The sequence below is a fragment of the Streptomyces sp. NPDC087215 genome, assembly GCF_044744885.1.
GTDB lineage: Bacteria > Actinomycetota > Actinomycetes > Streptomycetales > Streptomycetaceae > Streptomyces.
In genome coordinates, this window is sequence record NZ_JBIUZD010000005.1 from 1 (window position 1) to 21686 (window position 21686).

17 protein-coding genes and 1 pseudogene are annotated in these 21686 nt (G+C 71.8%); 2 read left to right on the forward strand and 16 right to left on the reverse strand.

Annotated elements, in window-relative coordinates:
• From ACIO92_RS15400 to ACIO92_RS15425, 6 genes and pseudogenes are all read right to left on the reverse strand, one after another.
• Positions 1-539: pseudogene (locus ACIO92_RS15400) on the reverse strand (urease subunit alpha); the annotation flags it as partial.
• Complete coding sequence (gene ureA / locus ACIO92_RS15405; RefSeq protein WP_366442139.1) at positions 539-1225, reverse strand: urease subunit gamma; 687 nt, start codon at positions 1223-1225, stop codon at positions 539-541. The pseudogene ACIO92_RS15400 and the gene ureA, both read right to left, overlap by 1 nt.
• Before the next feature lie 289 nt (positions 1226-1514).
• Positions 1515-2606 (reverse strand): branched-chain amino acid aminotransferase, encoded by a 1092-nt coding sequence (locus ACIO92_RS15410; protein WP_401237071.1) that lies wholly within the window; start codon positions 2604-2606, stop codon positions 1515-1517.
• 257 nt (positions 2607-2863) lie between these two features.
• Entirely contained in the window at positions 2864-3904 is a 1041-nt protein-coding gene (locus ACIO92_RS15415) for a 3-isopropylmalate dehydrogenase (protein ID WP_366442141.1), read from the reverse strand.
• 571 nt (positions 3905-4475) lie between these two features.
• Positions 4476-4607: a hypothetical protein gene (locus tag ACIO92_RS15420; RefSeq protein WP_366442142.1), complete on the reverse strand. Its 132-nt coding sequence runs from the start codon at positions 4605-4607 to the stop codon at positions 4476-4478.
• Between the two features lie 315 nt (positions 4608-4922).
• Entirely contained in the window at positions 4923-5807 is an 885-nt protein-coding gene (locus tag ACIO92_RS15425) for a LysR family transcriptional regulator (RefSeq protein WP_366442143.1), read from the reverse strand.
• Positions 5808-5907: 100 nt separating this feature from the next.
• On the opposite strand from ACIO92_RS15425, the gene ACIO92_RS15430 reads away from it, so the two are divergent.
• The gene (locus ACIO92_RS15430; RefSeq protein WP_402057925.1) at positions 5908-6912 is read left to right on the forward strand and encodes a zinc-binding dehydrogenase; all 1005 of its coding nucleotides are present in this window, start codon (positions 5908-5910) and stop codon (positions 6910-6912) included.
• A 74-nt stretch (positions 6913-6986) separates the two neighbouring features.
• Here ACIO92_RS15430 and ACIO92_RS15435 read toward each other — a convergent pair whose 3' ends face one another.
• The 4 genes from ACIO92_RS15435 to ACIO92_RS15450 all read right to left on the reverse strand — a co-directional run bounded on the left by ACIO92_RS15435 (position 6987) and on the right by ACIO92_RS15450 (position 11364).
• Entirely contained in the window at positions 6987-7526 is a 540-nt protein-coding gene (locus tag ACIO92_RS15435; RefSeq protein ID WP_402281846.1) for a GNAT family N-acetyltransferase, read from the reverse strand.
• A gap of 66 nt (positions 7527-7592) precedes the next feature.
• A complete protein-coding gene (locus ACIO92_RS15440; protein WP_366442146.1) occupies positions 7593-8423 on the reverse strand; it encodes a CPBP family intramembrane glutamic endopeptidase in 831 nt (276 codons plus the stop codon).
• 341 nt (positions 8424-8764) lie between these two features.
• Entirely contained in the window at positions 8765-10405 is a 1641-nt protein-coding gene (gene pruA, locus ACIO92_RS15445; RefSeq protein ID WP_402281844.1) for an L-glutamate gamma-semialdehyde dehydrogenase, read from the reverse strand.
• A 32-nt stretch (positions 10406-10437) separates the two neighbouring features.
• Positions 10438-11364, reverse strand: coding sequence for a proline dehydrogenase family protein (locus ACIO92_RS15450; RefSeq protein ID WP_366442148.1), 927 nt, complete (start codon positions 11362-11364; stop codon positions 10438-10440).
• 197 nt (positions 11365-11561) lie between these two features.
• On the opposite strand from ACIO92_RS15450, the gene ACIO92_RS15455 reads away from it, so the two are divergent.
• Positions 11562-12674: a helix-turn-helix domain-containing protein gene (locus ACIO92_RS15455; protein ID WP_366442149.1), complete on the forward strand. Its 1113-nt coding sequence runs from the start codon at positions 11562-11564 to the stop codon at positions 12672-12674.
• A 31-nt stretch (positions 12675-12705) separates the two neighbouring features.
• On the opposite strand, the gene ACIO92_RS15460 is transcribed toward ACIO92_RS15455, so the two are convergent.
• The 6 genes from ACIO92_RS15460 to ACIO92_RS15485 form a co-directional block, all read right to left on the reverse strand.
• Complete coding sequence (locus tag ACIO92_RS15460) at positions 12706-12855, reverse strand: hypothetical protein (RefSeq protein WP_366442150.1); 150 nt, start codon at positions 12853-12855, stop codon at positions 12706-12708.
• 327 nt (positions 12856-13182) lie between these two features.
• Positions 13183-14772 carry a phosphoglycerate dehydrogenase gene (gene serA, locus ACIO92_RS15465; protein ID WP_366442151.1) on the reverse strand — a complete coding sequence of 530 codons (1590 nt, stop codon included), beginning with the start codon at positions 14770-14772 and terminating at the stop codon, positions 13183-13185.
• A gap of 238 nt (positions 14773-15010) precedes the next feature.
• Entirely contained in the window at positions 15011-16012 is a 1002-nt protein-coding gene (gene ilvC, locus ACIO92_RS15470) for a ketol-acid reductoisomerase (RefSeq protein WP_351788620.1), read from the reverse strand.
• A gap of 120 nt (positions 16013-16132) precedes the next feature.
• Complete coding sequence (gene ilvN / locus ACIO92_RS15475; protein ID WP_366442152.1) at positions 16133-16660, reverse strand: acetolactate synthase small subunit; 528 nt, start codon at positions 16658-16660, stop codon at positions 16133-16135.
• A gap of 41 nt (positions 16661-16701) precedes the next feature.
• A complete protein-coding gene (locus tag ACIO92_RS15480; RefSeq protein ID WP_366442153.1) occupies positions 16702-18552 on the reverse strand; it encodes an acetolactate synthase large subunit in 1851 nt (616 codons plus the stop codon).
• A 229-nt stretch (positions 18553-18781) separates the two neighbouring features.
• Positions 18782-21622, reverse strand: a complete 2841-nt coding sequence (locus ACIO92_RS15485) for a putative bifunctional diguanylate cyclase/phosphodiesterase (RefSeq protein WP_402281861.1) — start codon at positions 21620-21622, stop codon at positions 18782-18784.
• Positions 21623-21686 lie beyond the last annotated feature (64 nt).

Sequence of the window (21686 nt, forward strand, 5' to 3'; positions counted from 1 at the left end):
GCGTCGAACGCGCCGAACGCGTGCCGCAGCGCCCACGGCGAATTCACCCCGACACCCCAGACGGGGCCGAACTCCTGCCCGATGATCGTGGTGACGCCGCTGGCGAGGGACGCCTCCATGATCCGGGGCGACAGCAGGTGCACATGGGTGTCCACCGCCCCGGCGGTGGCGATGAGGCCCTCGCCGGAGACGATCGAGGTGCCGGTACCGACGACGACGTCCACACCGTCGAGGGTGTCGGGGTTCCCGGCCCGCCCGACCGCGTGGATACGGCCCTCGCGGATACCGATCGACACCTTCCGGATGCCCTGCACCGCGTCGATCACCAGCACATTGCTGATGACGACGTCACAGGTCTCCCGAACCGCCGCCGCCTTCAGATGCAGCCCGTCCCGGGCGGTCTTCCCGAACCCGGCCAGGAACTCGTCCCCCGGCTTCTGCGCGTCCGACTCCACCCGCACGACGAGCCCGGAGTCGCCCAGGACGACACGGTCACCGGCGCGGGGGCCGTGCACGGACGCGTACTCGTACGGATCCATCAGTCGTCCTCGATTCCCAGGTAGCCGCACGCCCGCGCCCTGCGCAGGGCCTCTTCCTTCGCGCCGGGCGCGTCCAGCGGTCCGTCGACCAGGCCCGCGAAGCCGATGGCGACCCGGGCGCCGCCGATCGGCACCAGCCCGACCTCGGCGGCGCCGCCCGGGTCGAAGCGGAAGGAGGCTCCGGCGGGGATGGCGAGCCGCATCCCGTAGGCGGCGGCGCGGTCGAAGTCGAGGCGCGGGTTGACCTCGAAGAAGTGGAAGTGCGAGGTGACGCTCACCGGCACGGTCGCCGTGTTCCGCACGTGGAGGGTGAGCGCGGGCTCCGCCTCCGGGTGGCCGGGGCCGGGGCGCAGCGCGCCGGGCGCGTCCGGGCCGAGTCCGCCGCCGCCGATGGGGTCGGAGACGACGGCGAGCCGGGTGCCGTCGTCGAAGACGGCCTCGACGTGGATCTCGGTGACGACGTCGGCGACACCGGGCAGCACGTCGTCGGGGCCGAGGACCGCACGGGCGGCCTCGATGGCCTCGGCGAGCCGCCGGCCGTCGCGGGCCGCCTCGCAGACCGTGTCCGCGATGAGCGCGGTGGCCTCGGGGACGTTGAGCCGCAGCCCCCGGGCCCGGCGGGCGCGGGCGAGTTCGGCCGCGCCGAAGAGCAGCAACCGGTCGCGTTCCGTGGGGGTCAGTCGCACGCCCCGAACACCTCCTGCACTGGGGACACGTTTGAGTGTCACTCTAAATGCTGGATCCCGGTGTTCCAAGGACCGGCACGAAGCCGGGGCGTAGGTCATATTGAGCGGTGCTCTAAATCTCTCGTACGACTCCGCCCGCGTCGGCGCCGTACGGCTCCCGGGTCGTGCGGTGCCGGAGCCGTACCGCTTCCGGTGTGCCCGGGGGCACGGTGGGCCCCGGCCCCGTACGCACGGGGCCCCCGGGACGGTGTGCGTACCGTCCCGGGGGCCCTGTCGGGAAAGGAAGGGGCTACTTGCCCAGCTCGTGCATCCAGCCGTGCTTGTCCTCGGCCTTGCCGGTCTGGACGGCGAGCAGTGCCTCGCGCAGCTTCATGGTGATCTCACCGGGCTCGCCGCCCGACTGCCGCCACTCGCCGCGCTCGGACTTGACCGTGCCGACCGGGGTGATCACGGCGGCGGTGCCGCAGGCGAAGACCTCGGTGAGGGTGCCGTTCGCGGAGTCGGCCTGCCACTGGTCGATGGAGACGCGGCCCTCCTCCGGCTCCAGACCGAGGTCGGCGGCCAGCTTCAGCAGCGAGTCACGGGTGATGCCCGCGAGCAGCGAGCCGGTGAGGACGGGGGTGACCAGCTTGTTCCCGTACACGAAGTACAGGTTCATGCCGCCCAGCTCCTCGACCCACTTGTGCTCCACGGCGTCGAGGTAGGCGACCTGGTCGCAGCCCTTCTCGGCGGCCTCGGCCTGCGCGAGCAGGGAGGCCGCGTAGTTGCCGCCGGTCTTGGCGTCGCCGACGCCGCCCGGGACGGCGCGGACGCGGTTCTCCGAGAGCCAGATGGAGACCGGCTTCACACCGCCGGGGAAGTACGGGCCCGCCGGGGAGGCGATGACGACGAAGAGGTACTCGTTCGCCGGGCGGACACCGAGACCGACCTCGGTGGCGATCATGAAGGGGCGCAGGTAGAGCGAGGCCTCGCCGCCGTGCTCCGGGACCCATTCCTTGTCCTGCTGGACGAGGACGTCACAGGCCTCGACGAAGGTCTCCACGGGCAGCTCGGGCATCGCGAGGCGGCGGGCGGAGGCGGCGAAGCGGTGCGCGTTGGCGTCCGGGCGGAAGCTGGCGACCGAACCGTCGGGGCGGCGGTAGGCCTTGAGGCCCTCGAAGATCTCCTGCGCGTAGTGCAGGACGTTGGTGGCCGGGTCCAGGGCGAGCGGGCCGTACGGGACGAGCTGGGCGTCGTGCCAGCCCTGGCCCTCGTTCCACCGGATGGTGACCATGTGGTCGGTGAAGTGGCGGCCGAATCCCGGGTTGGCCAGGATCGCCTCGCGCTCCGCGGCGGACAGCGGGCTGGAGGTGGGCTTGAGCTCGATCGTGGGCGTCGTCATGAGTGCGTGTCCTTCACCGGTTGTCTGGGCTGGACCGCGCGCACGCCGTTGTCGGGGGCTGGCTCTTCCCGACGAGGTGGACGTCCGGACATGCCCGTATGCCGCGGCCCCACGTTCGATTATCGCTCGTGAGGGCCGGTGCGTGAAACGGGTGTGCGCGGTCCGGGTTCGATGGGGTGCCGCCCGGTGGCCGCGCAGGACACAGCCGCCGGGCGCTGGGCGACCCGGCGGCTGCTGTTGGTGTCAGTCGGCGCGGGTCAGCTCGCTACTCGCGCGGCGAGCGCGTCGCCGATCTCGTCCGTGGTGCGGACGCTGTCGCCGCGCTCGGTGAGGTCGGCGGCGACCGCCTCCTCGACGCGGGCGGCCTCGGTCTCGTGGCCGAGGTGGCGCAGCAGGAGGGCGACGGAGAGGACGGTGGCCGTGGGGTCGGCCTTGCCCTGGCCCGCGATGTCCGGCGCGGAGCCGTGGACCGGCTCGAACATGGACGGGAAGGCGCCGCTCGGGTTGATGTTGCCCGAGGCGGCGACGCCGATGCCGCCGGAGACGGCCGCGGCGAGGTCGGTGATGATGTCGCCGAAGAGGTTGTCGGTGACGATCACGTCGAAGCGGGCCGGGTCGGTGACGAGGAAGATCGTCGCGGCGTCGACGTGCAGGTAGTCGGTGGTGACCTCGGGGAACTCGGCGGCGACCCGCTGGAAGACGTTCGTCCAGAGGTGGCCCGCGAAGGTCAGCACGTTGTTCTTGTGGACCAGCGTGAGCTTCTTGCGCGGGCGGGCCTGGGCACGGGCGAAGGCGTCCCGGACGACCCGCTCGACACCGAAGGCGGTGTTGACCGAGACCTCGGTGGCGACCTCGTGCGGGGTGTCCTTGCGGATGGTGCCGCCGTTGCCGGTGTACGGGCCCTCGGTGCCCTCGCGGACCACGACGAAGTCGATCGCGGGCTGTCCGGCGAGCGGGGTGGCGACGCCGGGGAGCAGCTTCGAGGGGCGCAGGTTCACATGGTGGTCGAAGGCGAAGCGGAGCTTCAGCAGGAAGCCGCGCTCCAGGACGCCGGAGGGCACCGACGGGTCGCCGATGGCACCGAGCAGGATGGCGTCGTGCTTCTTGAGGGAGGCGAGATCGGCGTCGGTGAGGGTCTCACCGGTGGCGTGGTAGCGCTTGGCGCCGAAGTCGTACTCCTCGGTCTCCAGCTTCACGTCCTGGGGAAGGACGGCCGCGAGGACCTTGAGGCCCTCGGCCACGACCTCCTGGCCGATGCCGTCGCCGGGAATGACTGCGAGATTGATGCTGTGAGACATGTCGGCACCCTACTCTTCGTCCCATCGTCTGACACGGTACGTCCATCATGTGGACCAGTGGTCGGGCGGGCGGGCAGGTGGACGGCCGGGCGGTCGGCTGGTCGGGCGAACGGTCGGTCGGGCGGTCGGACGGACCGCCGGGCCTGGCGCGCGAGGGTGGATGCCGATGGGCGGACTGCCGCACGGGCGGCCCGAGGAGTGCCTGGACGGGCGCCCGGTGGACGGGGTCGGGCGGGAACGGCCGGACGGCCGCGCGGGTGAACCTGGCGGACGACCTGGACGAACAGCCCGAGGACGACGGGCTGGCGAACAGCCCGAGGACGACGGACGGACGCACGGCCGGGACGAGCGGCCCGGACCAACGGTCCGACGACCGGGGGCGACGGGTGGCGGCGACGGGCGGCCCGGTGGACGGTCCCGCGACGGGTGGCATGGTGGACCGCCGGACGACCGGACGACTCGACGAACCGACCGTCCGCCGCCGCCCGACGGGCGGCCCGGACCAGCGGCCGGACCCGAGCGCCCGGCCGGTGGGACGACCGGGGGCGCGCCACCGGGGCGCGCCAGGCGGTCAGTGGCCGGTGGAGCCGCCGTTGTCACGCCGGTCGAGGGCGCGCTGGAGGGCGGCGGCGGCGTTCTGCCGGGCGTCGTCGCTGGGGCGACCGGCGGAGTGGCGGACACGGCGGGTGGTCTGAGCGGCCATGGGGATCGACTCCTTGAGATCGGTGGTGACCCGGACGGGATCAGCGGAGATCCGGACGTGCGGAGATCAGCGGCGGTCCGGATGCCGGGGAGCGGAGACCGGTGAGGGTCCGCGCGAGGCATCCGTGGTGATCGGGGGCGCCGGAAGGGGCGGGGAGCGCCGCCGCAGGGGTTGCCTGCACAGGGCGTCGCGCTCTCGACCGCCATTCGCTGATGGAGCGAGACGTTCGGCTCCTACAAAGCTAGGGCAGCTCTCCGCATCTGTCTCCACAATTACTCGGACTTCCTACTATCTGAGACGGCCGGGCACCGGGAGTCACCCCGCGGCGGCCCGCAGCTCGCGGATGAGGGCCCGTACGGCGAGGGAGGAGGCCAGCTCAGGGGTGGTGACATAGCCCACGGAACGGGTCGGGCGCGCCGGACCGAGATCAGTGATCTCGACCGAGGGCGGTGCTCCGGCCAGAGACAGTTCCGGCATCACGGCCATGCCGAAACCGGTGCTCACCATCGAGAGCACCGTCCCGTCGTCCTCCGCCTCCACGGTCGCCGGGGGCAGCCACTCCTGCCCCGCCCACCAGTCGCGGGTGTACGAGGTGCAGTTCTCCGTCCAGTCGATCAGCGGGAGCGACCGGGGCGACCGGTGGCCCGCGGGGTGCACCAGCGCGTACCCCTCCTCCAGGAGGACGCCCGCGACCAGCTCCGGCGGCACCGGTGACGTCGTCCCGAGCGTCGCGATCCCGAGGTCCGCCCGCCCGTCCAGCACCTCACCGGCCGTGCCGCGCCCCACCTCCCGTACGATCCGCACCTCCGGCACGATCCCGGGGTGCCGCTCCGTCAGCCGCCCCAGGGCGCGCGGCAGCAGGTGCAGGGCGGCGCTCCGGAAGGCCGCGATCCGAAGCGGTCCGGCCGGGACGGCGTCGGCGGGGCCGCCCGCCGGGACCCCGCGCACCTCGGCGCCCATGATGTCGAGGAGCCGCAGCACCCGCCGGGCGTGCGCGAGGGCCCGCTCCCCCGCCGCCGTGGGCGTGGCGCCGGTGCGACCCCGGTCGAAGAGGACGGCTCCGAGCTTGCGCTCGCTGCCGCGCACCGAGTGCGAGACGGCGGACTGCGTCATACCGAGGGAGACGGCGGCGGCGGAGAAGCCGCGCTCCCGGCCGACGGCCACCAGGACCCTCAGTTCCCGCGGCGCCAGATCGGTCATGCTGCCCTCACCTCGGTGTATGAGCCGTTCTCATGGATGGCCCGGTGCCATCGACGCTACCCCCTGCCCGGCCCGCCGTTCCCCTCCTACGGTCGGCACCATGACCTACGACACCATGATCACCGTCCGGCAGAACGCCCGCCCCGACGGTTTCCCCGCCCCCGGTCTCTTCGACTTCGTCGAGTCCCCGGTCCCGGCCCCCGAGCCGGGCACCGCGCTCGTCGAGAACCTCCAGTGGTCGGTCGACCCGTACCACCGCGAGGCCATGGACTCCGACGAGCTGTGGGCCCTGCACTCCCCCATGGAGGGCCGCGCCCTCGGCCGGGTGCTCGACTCCCGCGACCCGGCGCTGCGCACCGGCGACCTGGTGCTGCACCGCAAGGGCTGGCGCACCCACTCCCTGGTGACGCCCGCCGAGGCGCGCCGGGTCCCGGACCTCGGCCCGGGTGTCCCGCTCGCCGCCCACCTCAGCCTGCTCGGCGGTACGGGCCTGTCGGCCTATGTGGGCCTGACCCGGATCGCGCGGCTCCAGCCGGGCGAGGACCTGTTCGTGTCCGCCGCGGCGGGCGGGGTCGGCACGGCGGCGGGCCGGCTGGCGCGGGTGCTCGGCGCGGGACGGCTGGTGGGCAGCGCGGGTTCGGCGCGGAAGGTGGCGTATCTGACGGAGGAGGCGGGGTTCGACGCGGCCTTCGACTATCACGCCGGTCCGGTGACGGAGCTGCTCGCGCGGGCGGCCCCGGACGGCGTCGACGTGGCCCTGGAGGGGGTCGGCGGCGAGCACCTGGAGGCCGCGATCGACGCGCTGCGCGAGTACGGCCGGATCGCCTGGGTCGGCGCGGTGGGCCAGTACCACTCGCTCTCCGCTCCGCCGCCCGCCCCGCGCAACCTCTTCGACGTGGTCGGCAAGAGCATCCGCCTCGAAGGCTTCCTGGTCAGCAACCATGCGGACGCCCTGGAGGAGCTGTACGACCTCGCCGTCCCCCGGCTGCGGAGCGGGGAACTGCCGCTGGACGTGACGACCGTGGCGGGCTTCGAGCACATCGTGGACGCGTTCCTGGGGATGCTGCGCGGCGAGAACACCGGGAAGATGCTCGTCACCCGGTAGCCGCCCCCTTCCGGACCGCGTTCCTGCCGGGGGTCCGGCGGGCGGGGGCGGCGCGGCCGGGACCCGCCGGGCCCTCACATCACGTCGCCGTCACGCCAGTCGAAGACGAGGGCGGCGTCCGGACCGGGCAGGGCGCGGCCCGCCGCCGGGCGCAGGAAGACGCACCCCTCCTCTTCGGCGAGCCGGACGGTCCCGGAGGGCCCGAGGGCTTCGAGACGTCCCGGCCAGACCTGCCAGCCGCGTGCCCGGTAGAGCGCGGCGCCGTCGTCCGAGGCCCCGAGCGCCCCGAAGGGGTACGTCCCGTCGATGACCCGCTCCAGCTCGGCCGTCACGGCCCCGCCGAGCCCCCGCCGCCGCACGTCCTCCCGGACGGCGACGCCCTCGACGTACCCGACGCGGTACGACCGCCCCCGGTGCAGGACCCGCCGCTGGATGACGGCCCCGTGGGCGGCGATGCCCCGCGCGTCCTCGATCCAGGCGTGCACGCCCCCGAGGGTGTGGTCCCAGTCGTCGTCGGAGAAGTCCCCGTCGAAGGCGGTGTCGAGCATCAGCCGGACGGCCCGGAGCCGATCGGCCCCGACCTCATGGGTGGGGGCGGTCCTCACGGTGGTCATGGAAGCAGCGTGCCACGGACACGGCGGGCCCTCCCGGGATTTTCCACCGCCCGCGCGAGGCCCCGGTCAGCCGCCGGAGGCCGCCCGTACGGACGGCGTCCCGGGCTCGGTGCCGTCGGGGAGGGCCGCCGGTTCGATCGAGCGGCGCCTGACGACCAGGAGGACGATCAGGACGACCTGGAGCAGGATCGGCAGCACCAGCGTGGGGAACGCCTTGGGATCGGTCCCGGCCAGGTGGGAGATCAGCCCGAAGTCCCAGAGACCGTGCACCAGCATCGGCAGCAGCAGGGTGCCGCCGACCCGGAAGCACAGGTAGAAGAAGTATCCGGACGTGGACACGGCGAGGGCCTGCACGATCGCCTGCGCGCCCTCGCCGAACGCGTTGCTGAGGTGCACGGCGCCGAAGAGCAGCGAGGACCACAGGGCGACCTTGCCCTCGCTGAGCCCGGCCCGCCGGAAGACCTGCACGCCCAGGCCCCGGAAGATCAGCTCCTCGCCGATGCCGACGAGCAGCGTCATGGCGATCAGGCTCAGCACCAGGGAGAGGGGTTGCGCGGCCAGGTTCGGGTAGTTCACCCCGAGCACGGCGACGACCAGCATCGAGATCGGCACGAAGCGCACCCATCGCCGTACCGGCGCGCGGTGGCGCACGACCTCACCCCACCAGCCCAGCCAGGTCACCACCGCCGCGCCGAACACGACCGACAGGCCGATCGGGATCAGCCCGCTGCGGACGATCACCTCGGTGTCCGGGAACTGGCTGTCCGAGCCGCTCCGGTCGACGCCGATGAGCATCCCGACGCCCTGGATGATCACGAGGTAGACGATCACCACGACGAGGAACCACGGCCAGGTCAGCCGCCTCTCCTGACGGACGTGGACCGGTTCTGCGGCCATGGGGGGCTCCGTTCGGGGAAGGTGACGACGGCATCGCCCGTGGGCGCGGGTTGTCACCCGACCACAGGGCCGTCCTATAGTCGCACAAAGGTGCGAAATCACCCTCACTATCCCCTGAACTGGCCGAACGGAGGCGGCTCTTGGCCGACGGACCGGCCCCACAGTGACCGGCCCCACAGTGACGCGCCCGACGGACACCGGCGGGTGTCGCATCGCCCCGCGTACGAGAACCGCCCCGCGTAGGGGAACCGCCCCGCGCATGAGAACCGCCCCCGTCCCCGGTTGGGGGACCGGGGAGGAGGGCGGTGTCAGGGGGCCGTCGGAGGGGCGGCCGGTGGGGGTTAGCCCATGTGGGGGTAGCCGTACTCGGTCGGCGGGACCAGGGTCTCCTTGATGGCGCGGGTCAGCGTCCAGCGCATCAGGTTCTGCGGGGCGCCCGCCTTGTCGTTGGTGCCCGAGGCACGGCCGCCGCCGAAGGGCTGCTGGCCGACGACGGCGCCGGTCGACTTGTCGTTGATGTAGAAGTTGCCCGCGGCGAAGCGGAGCTTCTCCATCGTGTGCGCGGTGGCCGCGCGGTCGCCGGAGATGACCGCGCCGGTGAGGGCGTAGTCCGAGACCGACTCCATCTGGGTCAGCATCTCGTCGTACTTCTCGGCGGAGCTGTCGTCGTAGACGTGGATCGCGAGGATCGGGCCGAAGTACTCGGCCTTGAAGACCTCGTTCTCCGGGTCGGCGCACTCGATGACGGTCGGGCGGACGAAGTAGCCCACCGAGTCGTCGTAGGTGCCACCGGCGACGATCGTGCAGCTCGGGTCGGCCGCGGCACGGTCGATCGCGGCCTTGTTCTTGGCGAAGGAACGCTCGTCGATGACGGCGCCGACGAAGTTCGACAGATCGGTGACGTCACCCATGGTGATGCCGTCGACCTCGGCCGCGAACTCCTCCTTGAAGCCGTCGTTCCAGATGGACGCCGGGATGTACGCGCGCGAGGACGCGGAGCACTTCTGGCCCTGGAACTCGAAGGAGCCACGGGTCAGCGCGGTCTTCAGGATGGCGCGGTCGGCGCTGGGGTGCGCGACGACGAAGTCCTTGCCGCCGGTCTCGCCGACGATCCGCGGGTACGAGCGGTACTTCTCGATGTTCGTTCCGACGGTCTTCCACAGGTGCTGGAAGGTCCGGGTCGAACCGGTGAAGTGGATGCCCGCCAGGTCGCGGTGGTTCAGGGCCACCTCGGAGACGGCGATGCCGTCGCCGGTCACCAGGTTGATGACGCCCTTCGGCAGACCGGCCTCCTCCAGGAGCTCCATGAGGAGCACGGCGGAGTGGGTCTGCGTCGGGGACGGCTTCCAGACCACCACGTTGCCCATGAGGGCGGGGGCGGTGGGCAGGTTGCCCGCGATGGCCGTGAAGTTGAACGGCGTGATCGCGTAGACGAAGCCTTCGAGGGGGCGGTGGTCCAGCCGGTTCCACACGCCCGGGGAGTTGGCCGGCGGCTGCTCGGCCAGGATCTGGCGGGCGTACGCCACGTTGAAGCGCCAGAAGTCGACGAGCTCGCACGGGGTGTCGATCTCGGCCTGCTGGGCCGTCTTCGACTGGCCGAGCATGGTGGACGCGGCCAGCGTCTCGCGCCACGGTCCCGCCAGCAGCTCGGCGGCGCGCAGGATGATCGCGGCACGGTCGTCGAAGGACATCGCGCGCCAGGCGGGAGCGGCGGCCAGGGCGGCGTCGATCGCGTCCTGGGCGTCCTGCTCGGTGGCGCCGCGGAAGGTGCCGATGACCGCCTTGTGGTTGTGCGGCTGGACGACCTGGAACTCCTCGCCGCCGCCGAGGCGCTTCACGCCGCCGATGGTCATCGACAGCTCGCGCGGGTTCTCGGCCAGCTCCTTGAGCTGAACCTCCAGACGGGCGCGCTCGGGAGAACCGGGGGCGTAGCTGTGCACCGGCTCGTTGACCGGAGCGGGGACCTGGGTGACAGCGTCCATGAGTCGCTTAACTCCTTCTGAGGGGTGTGGGCTCAGCCCTTGGTGAGGATGGACCGGACGAAGAAGAGCAGGTTGGCCGGCTTCTCCGCGAGGCGGCGCATGAAATAGCCGTACCAGTCGGTGCCGTAGGCGGTGTACACGCGCATACGGTGTCCCTCGGCGGCCAGGCGCTGCTGCTCCTCGCTGCGGATGCCGTACAGCATCTGGAACTCGTACTCGTCCAGCTTGCGGCCCGCGCGGCGGGCCAGCTCCTGGCCGACGGCGATCAGGCGCGGGTCGTGCGAGCCGATCATCGGATAGCCCTCGCCGTCCATCAGGATCTTCATGATCCGGACGTACGCCTTGTCGATCTCGGGCTTGTCCTGGATGGCGACGGAGACGGGCTCCTTGTAGGCGCCCTTCACGATCCGGACGCGGGAGCCGTTCGCGGCGAGGCGGCGGGCGTCGTCCTCGGTGCGGAACAGGTACGCCTGGATGACGCAGCCGGTCTGCGGGAAGTCCTTCCGCAGCTCCTCGTGGATGGCGAACATCGAGTCGAGGGTGGTGTGGTCCTCGGCGTCCAGGGTGACCGTGGTGCCGATCTCGGCGGCTGCCTCGACGACCGGACGGACGTTCGCGAGGGCCAGCTCGTGGCCGCCCTCCAGGGACTGCCCGAACATCGACAGCTTGACGGACATCTCGGCGCGCTCGCCGAGGCCCAGCTCCTTGAGGCGCCCGACGAGCTCCAGGTAGGCGTCCCGCGCGGCGTACGACTGCTCGACGGTGGTGATGTCCTCACCGACGACGTCGAGGGTGACCTCAAGGCCGCGGTCGCTCAGCTCCTGGACGATCGGGACGACGTCACCGACCGTCTCACCGGCGATGAAGCGGGCGACGACCTGCTTGGTCCCGGGGGCGGCCGACACGAAACGGCGCATCTTGTCGCTGCGCGACGCGGCGAGGATCACGGGACCCAGCACGGGCACCTCCAAAGGGGCAGGGGGAGAACGGAGCCGTCACCGGACCGGAAGGGGGTTCGGACCGGGAACAGCACGGATGACCACCGTGAAACCTATGGATCGCTCCGATCGTCCGCCATCTACAGCTGTCACGCATCCGTGGCCCGCCTCTCAGACATCTGTCTGAACGGTGGGGGAAGGGGTGCGAGAATGGGCCCGTGAAGGGCGATTACCAGGAACTGGTGGACGAGATCTCGGGGCTGCTCGGCGCCCCCGCGACACTGGAGAACCGCGATTTCGGCCTGATCGCCTTCGGCGCGCACGACAGCGACGACGACAGCGCCATGGACCCGGTCAGGACCCGCTCGATCCTCACCCGCAAGTCGACCCCGGCGGTCCGCGCCTGGTTCGAGGGCTTCGGCATCACCCGGGCGACCGGCCCGGTCCGCATCCCCGCCGCCCCCGACGCGGGCGTCTTCCGGGACCGCGTGTGCCTCCCGGTACGCCATAGGGGTGTCGTCCTCGGTTACGTCTGGCTGCTCGACGCCGAGCCGGGCCCCTCGCCCGAACGGCTCACCGCCGCCATGGAGGTCGCCGCCCGCATCGGCGAGCTGCTCGCGGACGAGGAGCGCGCGGGCGCGGACCTCTCGCGCGAGTTCGCGGCGGCCCTGACCGCCGGGCGGGGCTGGCAGCACGAGACGGCCGTCGCGGCCCTGCGGGCGGCCCTGGGACCCAACGCGGACGGGCTGCACACCGTGGTCTGCGTCACCCCCTGGCGGGGCGAGGCCCCCCCGGTCCGGACGGTGGCCGGGGCGGCGGCGGTCACCGCGCTCCCGGAGGCGGAGTCCCTCGCCGTCCTCGTCCGGCTCCGCACCTCCGAGGACCTCTCCCCCGCCCGCGCGGCGGCGGACCGGCTGCGCGGCGCCGCGCCCGCCGGTGTCGCGACGCCCCGCCGGGGTCTCGCGGAGCTTCCGGCCGCCTGGCGCGAGGCCAGCACCTCGGCCCGTGCCGCGACCGCCCAGCCGTCGCTGGGCCCGGTGGCGGAGTGGGCCCGGATCGGCCCGTACCGCCTCCTGGCGGCGCTCTACCACCCCGAGGTCGACCCCGCCGTCGCCCCGCTGCTGGCCGCCGCGCACAGCGAACTGGCCCGCACCGCCGAGGTGTTCCTCGACAGCGCGGGCCAGGCGGGCCGCACGGCGGCGGCCCTGGGCATCCACCGGCAGACCCTCTACTACCGCTTGTCCCGGGTCGAACAGCTCACGGGCCTGGACCTGGACGACGGCGAGGACCGCCTCCTGCTCCACATGTCCCTGAAGTCGGCCAAGCTGTAGCCGTCCCGGGCGGTCGAGGGCGTGGGCGGGGTCAGGCCCCGACCAGCTCCGCCTTGTTCATGGCGACCGTCTGCGGCGCGGGGCCGCCCGTGGTCGTCTTGGCGAGCTGGGCGGCGCCGCCGATGAGCAGTCCGGCGGCGAAGAAGGCGGCGAGGATCCTGGTGGTACGGCGCTTGGGCACGGGGCCTCCTGGAGAGGTGCGGTCGGTCACGGTCCCGCCATGACAGCAGGACCGGGACGGCGGAAGCGACAGCTCCGGCCGTCTGTGACCGTTCTACGACGAAACGGCCGCCGGAGCGCCGGTCCGAGCCGCGCCCGGGGCGACCGACGGACCGTCGGACCGCCCGCCGCGTCAGCGCCTCGGGCCCCGGTACGTCGGGGAGCGGACGGTTCGCGCCCGCGGCGCCGCGCCCGCGCCCTTCTCCGGGACAGCGCCGTACCCGGCGGCCGGACGCTCGTACGGGACGAGGATCCGGCCACCGGGTACGGGTGGTGTGCGCGCTCGGACTCAGATCAGGTTGACCGAGCGGGCCGAGGCGGCGCCGATCTCCGAGGCGATCTCCGCGAGCACCGGCGCGGGGAGCGAGTCGTCCACGGTGAGCACGACGAGCGCCTCGCCGCCCTCCTCCGCGCGGGAGACCTGCATCCCCGCGATGTTCAGACCGGCCTCGCCGAGGATGCGGCCGACCGTGCCGACGACACCCGGGCGGTCCTCGTAGCGCAGCACGACCATGTGGTCGGCGAGCGCGAGGTCCACGTCGTACTCGCCGACCGCGACGATCTTCTGGAGGTGCTTGGGACCGGCCAGGGTGCCGGAGACCGACACCTCCTCGCCGTTGGCCAGCGTGCCTCGCACGGTGACCACGTTGCGGTGGTCGGGCGACTCGGAGCTGGTCGTCAGACGCACCTCGACACCGCGCTCCTGCGCGAACAGCGGGGCGTTGACGTACGACACGGTCTCGTCGACCACGTCCTCGAACACGCCCTTGAGCGCGGAGAGTTCGAGCACCTTCACATCGTGCTGGGTGATCTCGCCGTACACCTCGACGTCGAGGCGGGCCGCGACCTCGCCCGCGAGGGCGGTGAAGATCCGGCCGAGCTTCTCGGCGAGCGGCAGACCCGGCTTCACGTCCTCCGCGATGACCCCGCCCTGGACGTTGACCGCGTCCGGGACCAGCTCGCCGGCGAGCGCCAGGCGCACCGACCTGGCGACGGCGATGCCCGCCTTCTCCTGGGCCTCGTCCGTGGACGCGCCGAGGTGGGGGGTGCAGACGACCTGGTCGAGCTCGAACAGCGGGGAGTCCGTGCAGGGCTCCTTCGCGTAGACGTCGAGGCCCGCACCGGCGACCCGGCCCTCCTTGAGCGCCGAGTACAGCGCCGCCTCGTCCACGATCCCGCCGCGCGCGGCGTTGACGATACGGACGGAGGGCTTGACCTTGTGCAGCGCCTCGTCACCGATGAGACCGAGGGTCTCCGGGGTCTTCGGCAGGTGGACGGTGATGAAGTCGGCGACCTCCAGGAGCTCGTCCAGGGCCAGCAGCTTCACCCCCATCTGAGCGGCGCGGGCGGGCTGCACGTAGGGGTCGTACGCGACGATCTTCATGCCGAAGGCCGACATGCGCTGGGCGACCAGGACGCCGATGCGGCCGAGACCGACGACACCGAGGGTCTTCTCGCTCAGCTCGACGCCGGTGTACTTGTTGCGCTTCCACTCGCCGTTCTTCAGGGCGGTGTTGGCCTGCGGGATGTTGCGCGCGGTGGCGACGAGGAGGCCGCAGGCCAGCTCGGCGGCGGTGACGATGTTCGACGTCGGGGCGTTGACGACCATCACACCGGCCTTGGTGGCGGCGGAGACGTCCACGTTGTCCAGACCGACCCCGGCGCGGGCGACGACCCTCAGCTTCCCGGCGGCGGCGATGGCCTCGGCGTCCACCTTGGTCGCGGAACGGACCAGGATGGCGTCCACGTCGGCGATGGCGGGGATCAGCTCGGCGCGGTCGGCGCCGTTGCAGTGCCGGATCTCGAAGTCCGGGCCCAGCGCGTCGACGGTGGCGGGCGACAGCTCTTCAGCGATGAGTACGACAGGTTTCGAGCTCACGTGAGTCCTCACAGATCCAGTGCGGACGGCCGTCCCGACGGCCGCAGGCGGTGGAGGGGGCTTGCCGCGTGAAAGCGCACGACGCTGTGGGCCTGAACGCGAATGTTGTTGAGCAGTGTAGTGCTGTGGCGATGCCGCGCATGTGCCTCGTTGGAAGGATCACCCGTCCGTGGTTGGACGGGGTGTCCAAGGGTGTGGCACAGGGCCGGACACCAGGTCCGGCCCCGTCCCGGAAGGCTTACGCCTCCTCGTCGTTCACCCAGCTCATGAGCTTGCGCAGCTCCTTGCCGGTGGTCTCCAGGAGGTGGTTGGCGTCCTGGGTCTTGTACTCGTTGTACTTCTTCAGACCGCCGTGGTACTCGGCCATCCACTCCTTGGCGAAGGTGCCGTCCTGGATCTCCGCGAGGACCTTCTTCATCTCCGCCTTGGTGGCGTCGGTGATGATCCGCGGGCCGGTGACGTAGTCGCCCCACTCGGCGGTCTCGGAGACCGACCAGCGCATCTTCTCCAGGCCGCCCTCGTACATGAGGTCCACGATGAGCTTCAGCTCGTGCAGGCACTCGAAGTAGGCGATCTCCGGCTGGTAACCGGCCTCGGTCAGGGTCTCGAAGCCCGCCTTGACCAGCGCCGCGGTACCACCGCAGAGCACGGCCTGCTCACCGAACAGGTCGGTCTCGGTCTCCTCGGTGAAGGTCGTCTTGATGACGCCGGCGCGGGTGCCGCCGATGCCCTTGGCGTACGACAGCGCCAGGTCGAAGGCCTTGCCGGTGGCGTCCTGCTCGACGGCGGCGATGCACGGAACGCCGCGGCCCTCCTCGTACTGGCGACGGACCAGGTGGCCCGGACCCTTCGGGGCGACCAGGGCGACGTCGATGCCCTCGGGCACCTTGATGAAGCCGTAGCGGACGTTGAGGCCGTGGCCGAAGAAGAGCGCGTCGCCCTCCTTCAGGTTGTCCTTGATGGACTCCTCGAAGACCTGGGCCTGGATCGGGTCCGGGGTCAGGATCATGATGAGGTCGGCCTCGGCCGCGGCCTCGGCCACGGAGACGACGCGCAGGCCCTGCTCCTCGGCCTTGGCCTTGGACTTCGAGCCCTCCTGGAGGCCGACGCGGACGTCGACGCCGGAGTCACGGAGCGACAGCGCGTGGGCGTGGCCCTGGCTGCCGTAGCCGATCACCGCGACCTTGCGGCCCTGGATGATGGACAGGTCGGCGTCGTCGTCGTAGAACAGCTCGGCCACTGGGTATCTCCTTGAAGTGCTGGTGTTGCGTCCCACCGTACGGCGGGGAGCGGGAGGAAGGTTTTCGGGTCTCGTCAGTCGGACCGCCGGACGGACCGGTGGTTGACCGCCGACGGGTTGTCAGGCGCTGCGGTCGAGGGCCCGCAGGGACCGGTCCGTGATGGACCGGGAGCCGCGCCCTATGGCGATCGTGCCGGACTGCACGAGCTCCTTGATGCCGAACTGCTCCAGCATCTTGAGCATCGCTTCGAGCTTGTCGCTCGAACCGGTGGCCTCGATGGTGACCGCCTCGGGCGCGACGTCCACGGTCTTGGCACGGAACAGCTGGACGATCTCGACGATCTGGGAGCGGGTCTCGTTGTCGGCGCGGACCTTCACCAGGACGAGCTCGCGCTGGATCGCGGCGCTGGGCTCGAGTTCGACGATCTTCAGGACGTTGACCAGCTTGTTGAGCTGCTTGGTCACCTGCTCCAGGGGCAGGTCCTCGACACTGACCACGATGGTGATGCGGGAGATGTCGGGGTGCTCGGTGACGCCGACGGCCAGGGAGTCGATGTTGAAGCCGCGGCGGGAGAACAGGGCGGCGATCCGGGCGAGGATGCCGGGGGTGTTCTCGACGAGAACGGAGAGCGTGTGCTTGGTGGACATGGTGTGGGTCTCTTCCTTTTCGCTCTGCTGCGTTCCGCGCTTCAGTCGTCTTCGCCGTCGCCGAAGTCGGGGCGGACGCCCCGGGCGGCCATGACCTCGTCGTTGGAGGTGCCTGCGGCGACCATCGGCCACACCTGGGCGTCCTCGTGGACGATGAAGTCGACCACGACCGGGCGGTCGTTGATGGCGTTGGCCTCGGCGATGACCTTGTCCAGGTCGGCCGGGTCCTCACAGCGCAGGGCCACACAGCCCATGGCCTCGGAGAGCTTGACGAAGTCGGGGACGCGGGTGCCCTTGTTCGCCTGGATGTCGTCCGGGCCGGAGTGCAGGACGGTGTTGGAGTAGCGCTGGTTGTAGAAGAGGGTCTGCCACTGGCGGACCATCCCGAGGGCGCCGTTGTTGATGATGGCGACCTTGATCGGGATGTTGTTCAGGGCGCAGGTGGTGAGTTCCTGGTTGGTCATCTGGAAGCAGCCGTCGCCGTCGATGGCCCAGACCGGGCGGTCCGGCAGACCGGCCTTGGCGCCCATCGCGGCGGGGACCGCGTACCCCATCGTCCCGGCGCCGCCGGAGTTCAGCCAGGTGGCGGGCCGCTCGTAGTCGATGAAGTGGGCGGCCCACATCTGGTGCTGGCCGACGCCCGCCGCGAAGATCGTGTCGTCGGGGGCGAGCTGACCGATGCGCTGGATGACCTGCTGCGGCGAGAGGCTGCCGTCCTCCGGCAGGTCGTAGCCGAGCGGGTAGGTCTCGCGCCAGCGGCTCAGGTCGCTCCACCAGGCGGTGTAGTCGCCCTTGTTGCCCTCGGCGTGCTCGGCCTGGACGGCCTGGACCAGGTCGGCGATGACCTCGCGGGCGTCACCGACGATCGGGACGTCGGCGGTGCGGTTCTTGCCGATCTCGGCCGGGTCGATGTCCGCGTGGACGATCTTGGCGTACGGGGCGAAGCTGTCGAGCTTGCCGGTGACGCGGTCGTCGAAGCGGGCGCCGAGGGCGACGATCAGGTCGGCCTTCTGGAGCGCGGTGACGGCGGTGACCGAACCGTGCATCCCGGGCATTCCCACGTGCAGCGGGTGGCTGTCGGGGAAGGAGCCCAGGGCCATCAGGGTGGTGGTGACGGGGGCGCCGGTCAGCTCGGCGAGGATCTTCAGCTCGGCGGTCGCACCGGCCTTGATGACACCGCCGCCGACGTACAGGACGGGGCGCTTGGCGGCGCTGATCAGCTTGGCCGCCTCGCGGATCTGCTTGGCGTGCGGCTTGGTCACCGGGCGGTAGCCGGGCAGGTCGGTCTGCGGCGGCCAGCTGAAGGTGGTCTTCGCCTGGAGGGCGTCCTTGGCGATGTCGACCAGGACCGGGCCGGGACGGCCGGTGGAGGCGATGTGGAAGGCCTCGGCGATCGTCCGGGGGATGTCCTCGGCCTTGGTGACCAGGAAGTTGTGCTTGGTGATCGGCATCGTGATGCCGCAGATGTCCGCCTCCTGGAAGGCGTCCGTGCCGATCGCCTTGGAGGCGACCTGGCCGGTGATCGCGACGAGCGGGACGGAGTCCATGTGCGCGTCGGCGATCGGGGTGACGAGGTTGGTGGCGCCGGGGCCCGAGGTCGCCATGCAGACACCGACCTTGCCGGTGGCCTGGGCGTAGCCGGTGGCCGCGTGGCCCGCGCCCTGCTCGTGGCGGACCAGGATGTGGCGGACCCGCCGGGAGTCCATCATCGGGTCGTACGCGGGCAGGATCGCGCCGCCGGGGATGCCGAAGACGGTGTCGGCGCCCACTTCCTCAAGAGAACGGATGAGGGACTGCGCACCCGTGACGTGCTCGACGGTGGTGGCGGGCGTCGTGCCGTGGCGGGGCCGCGGCTGCGGATGGTGCCCGGTGGCCTGGTCGGTCATCAGCATCTCTTCTCGAAGCAGAGGGTTTTCGCGAGGTGTTTTGCCAGGGTTCGCACCGGCTTCGGAGGGAGTCGGTGCAACAAAAAACCCCTCGTGCCGGGAGGCAAGCGAGGGGAGCGCGTCGGGTGCGTTCTAAGCGGGCCTGGAAGGGGGCCCCGCTTCAGCCGACGCGCTGTCCAAGTACGAGAATTCGGGTGCGCATGGCACTGACCCTCCCTCTCAGGCCTCGTCACTGTCAAGTGGGTGGGACGGGCGTCTCATCATGTGAACGGGTGGGGGGTCGGTTTCCGGCACGGGCCGGAACCGCTCCGGGGAGGGGGTACTCGTCCCGTACGAGGGCCCTGCGCAGCCGGTACTCGTCGAGCGGGCCGGAGAAGGCCATGCCCTGGGCGTGGCCGCATCCCATCGCCCGCAGGGCGACCACCTGCTCCGGTGCGTCGACTCCCTCGGCCACGGTCTGGAGGCCGAGTTCCCCGGCGATACGGAGGACTCCGCGGGTGATCTTGCGGAGCCGGGGCGATTCGACGAGCCCTTCGACGAGCCCGCGGTCGAGCTTCAGTATGTCGACGGGGAGGCGCCGGAGCGCGTTGATGGCGACGTGTCCGCTGCCGAATCCGTCGAGCGCGATCCGCACCCCGAGGCGGCGCAGGCTCACCAGGCGCTGTTCCAGCTCGTCCAGGGAGATCCGGGGGTCGCTGTCGGCGAGCTCGATGATCAGCGAGCCGGACGGCAGCCCGTGCCGGGTGAGCAGGGACTCGACGGAGCCGAGCGGCAGCGAGCGGTCGAGGAGGCGGCGGGCGGGGAGCCGGATGGAGACGGGCGCGCGATGGCCGATACCGGCCCGCTCGGCGGCCTGCTCGACGGCTTCTTCGAGGAGCCAGCGGCTCAGTTCGGCGGTCCGCTCGCCGTCGTCGGTGACCCGGAGGTATTCGGCGGGGGTGAAGAGGATGCCCTGGGTGGAGCGCCAGCGGGCCTGGGCGCTGACGGCGGAGATCCGGCCGGTGGCGAGGTCGACGACCGGCTGGTGGAGCAGGGCGAACTCGCCGTCGTGGAGGGCGCTGCGCAGCCGGGCGGCGAGCTCGGTGCGGCGGACGACCTCGGCCTGCATCTGGGGCGCGTACAGCTCGACGCGGTCCTTGCCCGCGGCCTTGGCCCGGTACATGGCGAGGTCGGCGTTGCGCAGGAGGTCGCCCGCGGCGATGCCGGGCTCGGCGAAGGCGACCCCGATGGAGGCGGCGACCCGGACCTCGTTGTCTCCGTCGACGCGGTAGGGCCGGGAGAGGGTGAGGCGGAGCCGGTCGGCGATCTCCCGGACCTGGCTCTCGCGGGCGGTCCGGTCGCGCCCGCCGTCGCCGAGGATGAGGGCGGCGAACTCGTCGCCGCCGAGCCGGGCGGCGGTGTCCCCGGCTCGTACGGAGTCCTGGAGGCGGCGGGCGGCCTGGACGAGGAGGTCGTCGCCCGCCTGGTGGCCGAGCCGGTCGTTGACGCCCTTGAAGCCGTCGAGGTCGACGAAGAGGACGGCGGTGCCGGGGTCGGAGGCGCGGCGCCCGCCGAGCGCCTGCCGGACGCGCCGGGTGAACAGGGCGCGGTTGGGCAGGTCGGTGAGCGGGTCGTGCTCGGCGTTGTGCTGGAGCTGGGCCTGGAGCCGGACGCGCTCGGTGACGTCCCGGCTGTTGAAGATCAGGCCGCCCTGGTGCCGGTTGACGGTGGACTCGACGTTGAGCCAGTCGTCCCTGCCGGAGCGGAAGCGGCACTCGATCCGGGTGGTGGGTTCCTCGGCGGGCGAGACGGCGAGGAAGCGGCGCACCTCGTGGACGACGGCCCCGAGGTCCTCGGGGTGGATCAGCGAGGACAGTTCGGAGCCGGTCAGTTCCTCGGCGTCGCGGCCGTAGACGCCGGAGGCGGCGGGGCTGACGTAGCGGAGCGTGCCGGAGGGCGCGGCGATCATGATGACGTCGCTGGAGCCCTGCACGAGGGAGCGGAAGTGGTTCTCCTTCTGGGCCAGCTCGTGGGTGAGGGCGACGTTGTCGAGGAGCATGATGCCCTGCCGTACGACGAGGGCGAGGACCACGGTGCAGCCGGTGAGGACGACGAAGCGGTCGAGCCGTCGTCCCTCGACCACGTTGTAGAGGAGGCTGAGGGTGCAGACGGCGGCGGCGAGGTACGGGGTGAGCGCGGCGAGCGAACCGGCGACCGGGCGGCTGTGCAGCCGGGGGGTGCGGGCGGGGGCCTCGGCGTCCGGGAGGCGGCGGGCGCCCCAGGGGGCGTAGGCGAGGAGCAGGGAGCCCGCGAACCAGCCCGCGTCGAGCAGCTGTCCGGAGACGTAGCTCTGGCGGAGCAGCGGTGAGGTGAACAGGGCGTCGCACAGGACGGTGAGGGCGAGTGCGGCGATGGCGGTGTTGGTCGCGGAGCGGTTGGCCTGCGAGCGCCGGAAGTGCAGGACCAGGACCATGCTGACGAGGACGATGTCGAGCAGCGGGTAGGCGAGCGACAGGGCCGCCTGGGTGACCGGTTCGTTCTGGAAGTGGGCCGTGCGCGCGAGGGCCAGGCTCCAGGACAGGGTGAGGAGGGAGCCCCCGATGAGCCAGGCGTCGAGGCCGAGGCAGACCCAGCCGGCCCGGGTGACGGGTTTCTTGGCGAGGACGAGGAGTCCGACGATCGCGGGGGGTGCGAAGAGCAGGAAGCACAGGTCGGCGACGGACGTGGTCGGGACGCGGGTGCGGAGTACGACCTCGTACCAGCCCCAGACGGCGTTTCCGGCGGAGGCCATGAACGAGGAGAAGGCGAAGAGCAGCCAGGCGGGGCGGTCCTCGCCGTGGTGGGCTCGGGCGTAGAGGAAGCAGGAGACGGCGGCGGTGAGGGCGGCGGCGCTGAGTCCGAAGTCGCCCATGAAGAGCGCGAGCTCCGGGGAGCCCCAGCCGAGGGAGGCGCCGGTCGTGTAGCCCGCGCAGATCAGCCCGAGGGCGATCTGGGCGAGGATGCCGCCGATGCCGGGGCTCGCGGGGGCCGGGCGGCCGGGGGCGGTTCCGCCGGGGGCGGCCGGGGGGCGCGCGAGCACCGCACCGGGCGCGGTCACCGGGTCCTCCGGCGCCGCGCCTCCGCAGGCGGCCGTTTCGTGCGGGCGGGCGGGCGGCTCGCCG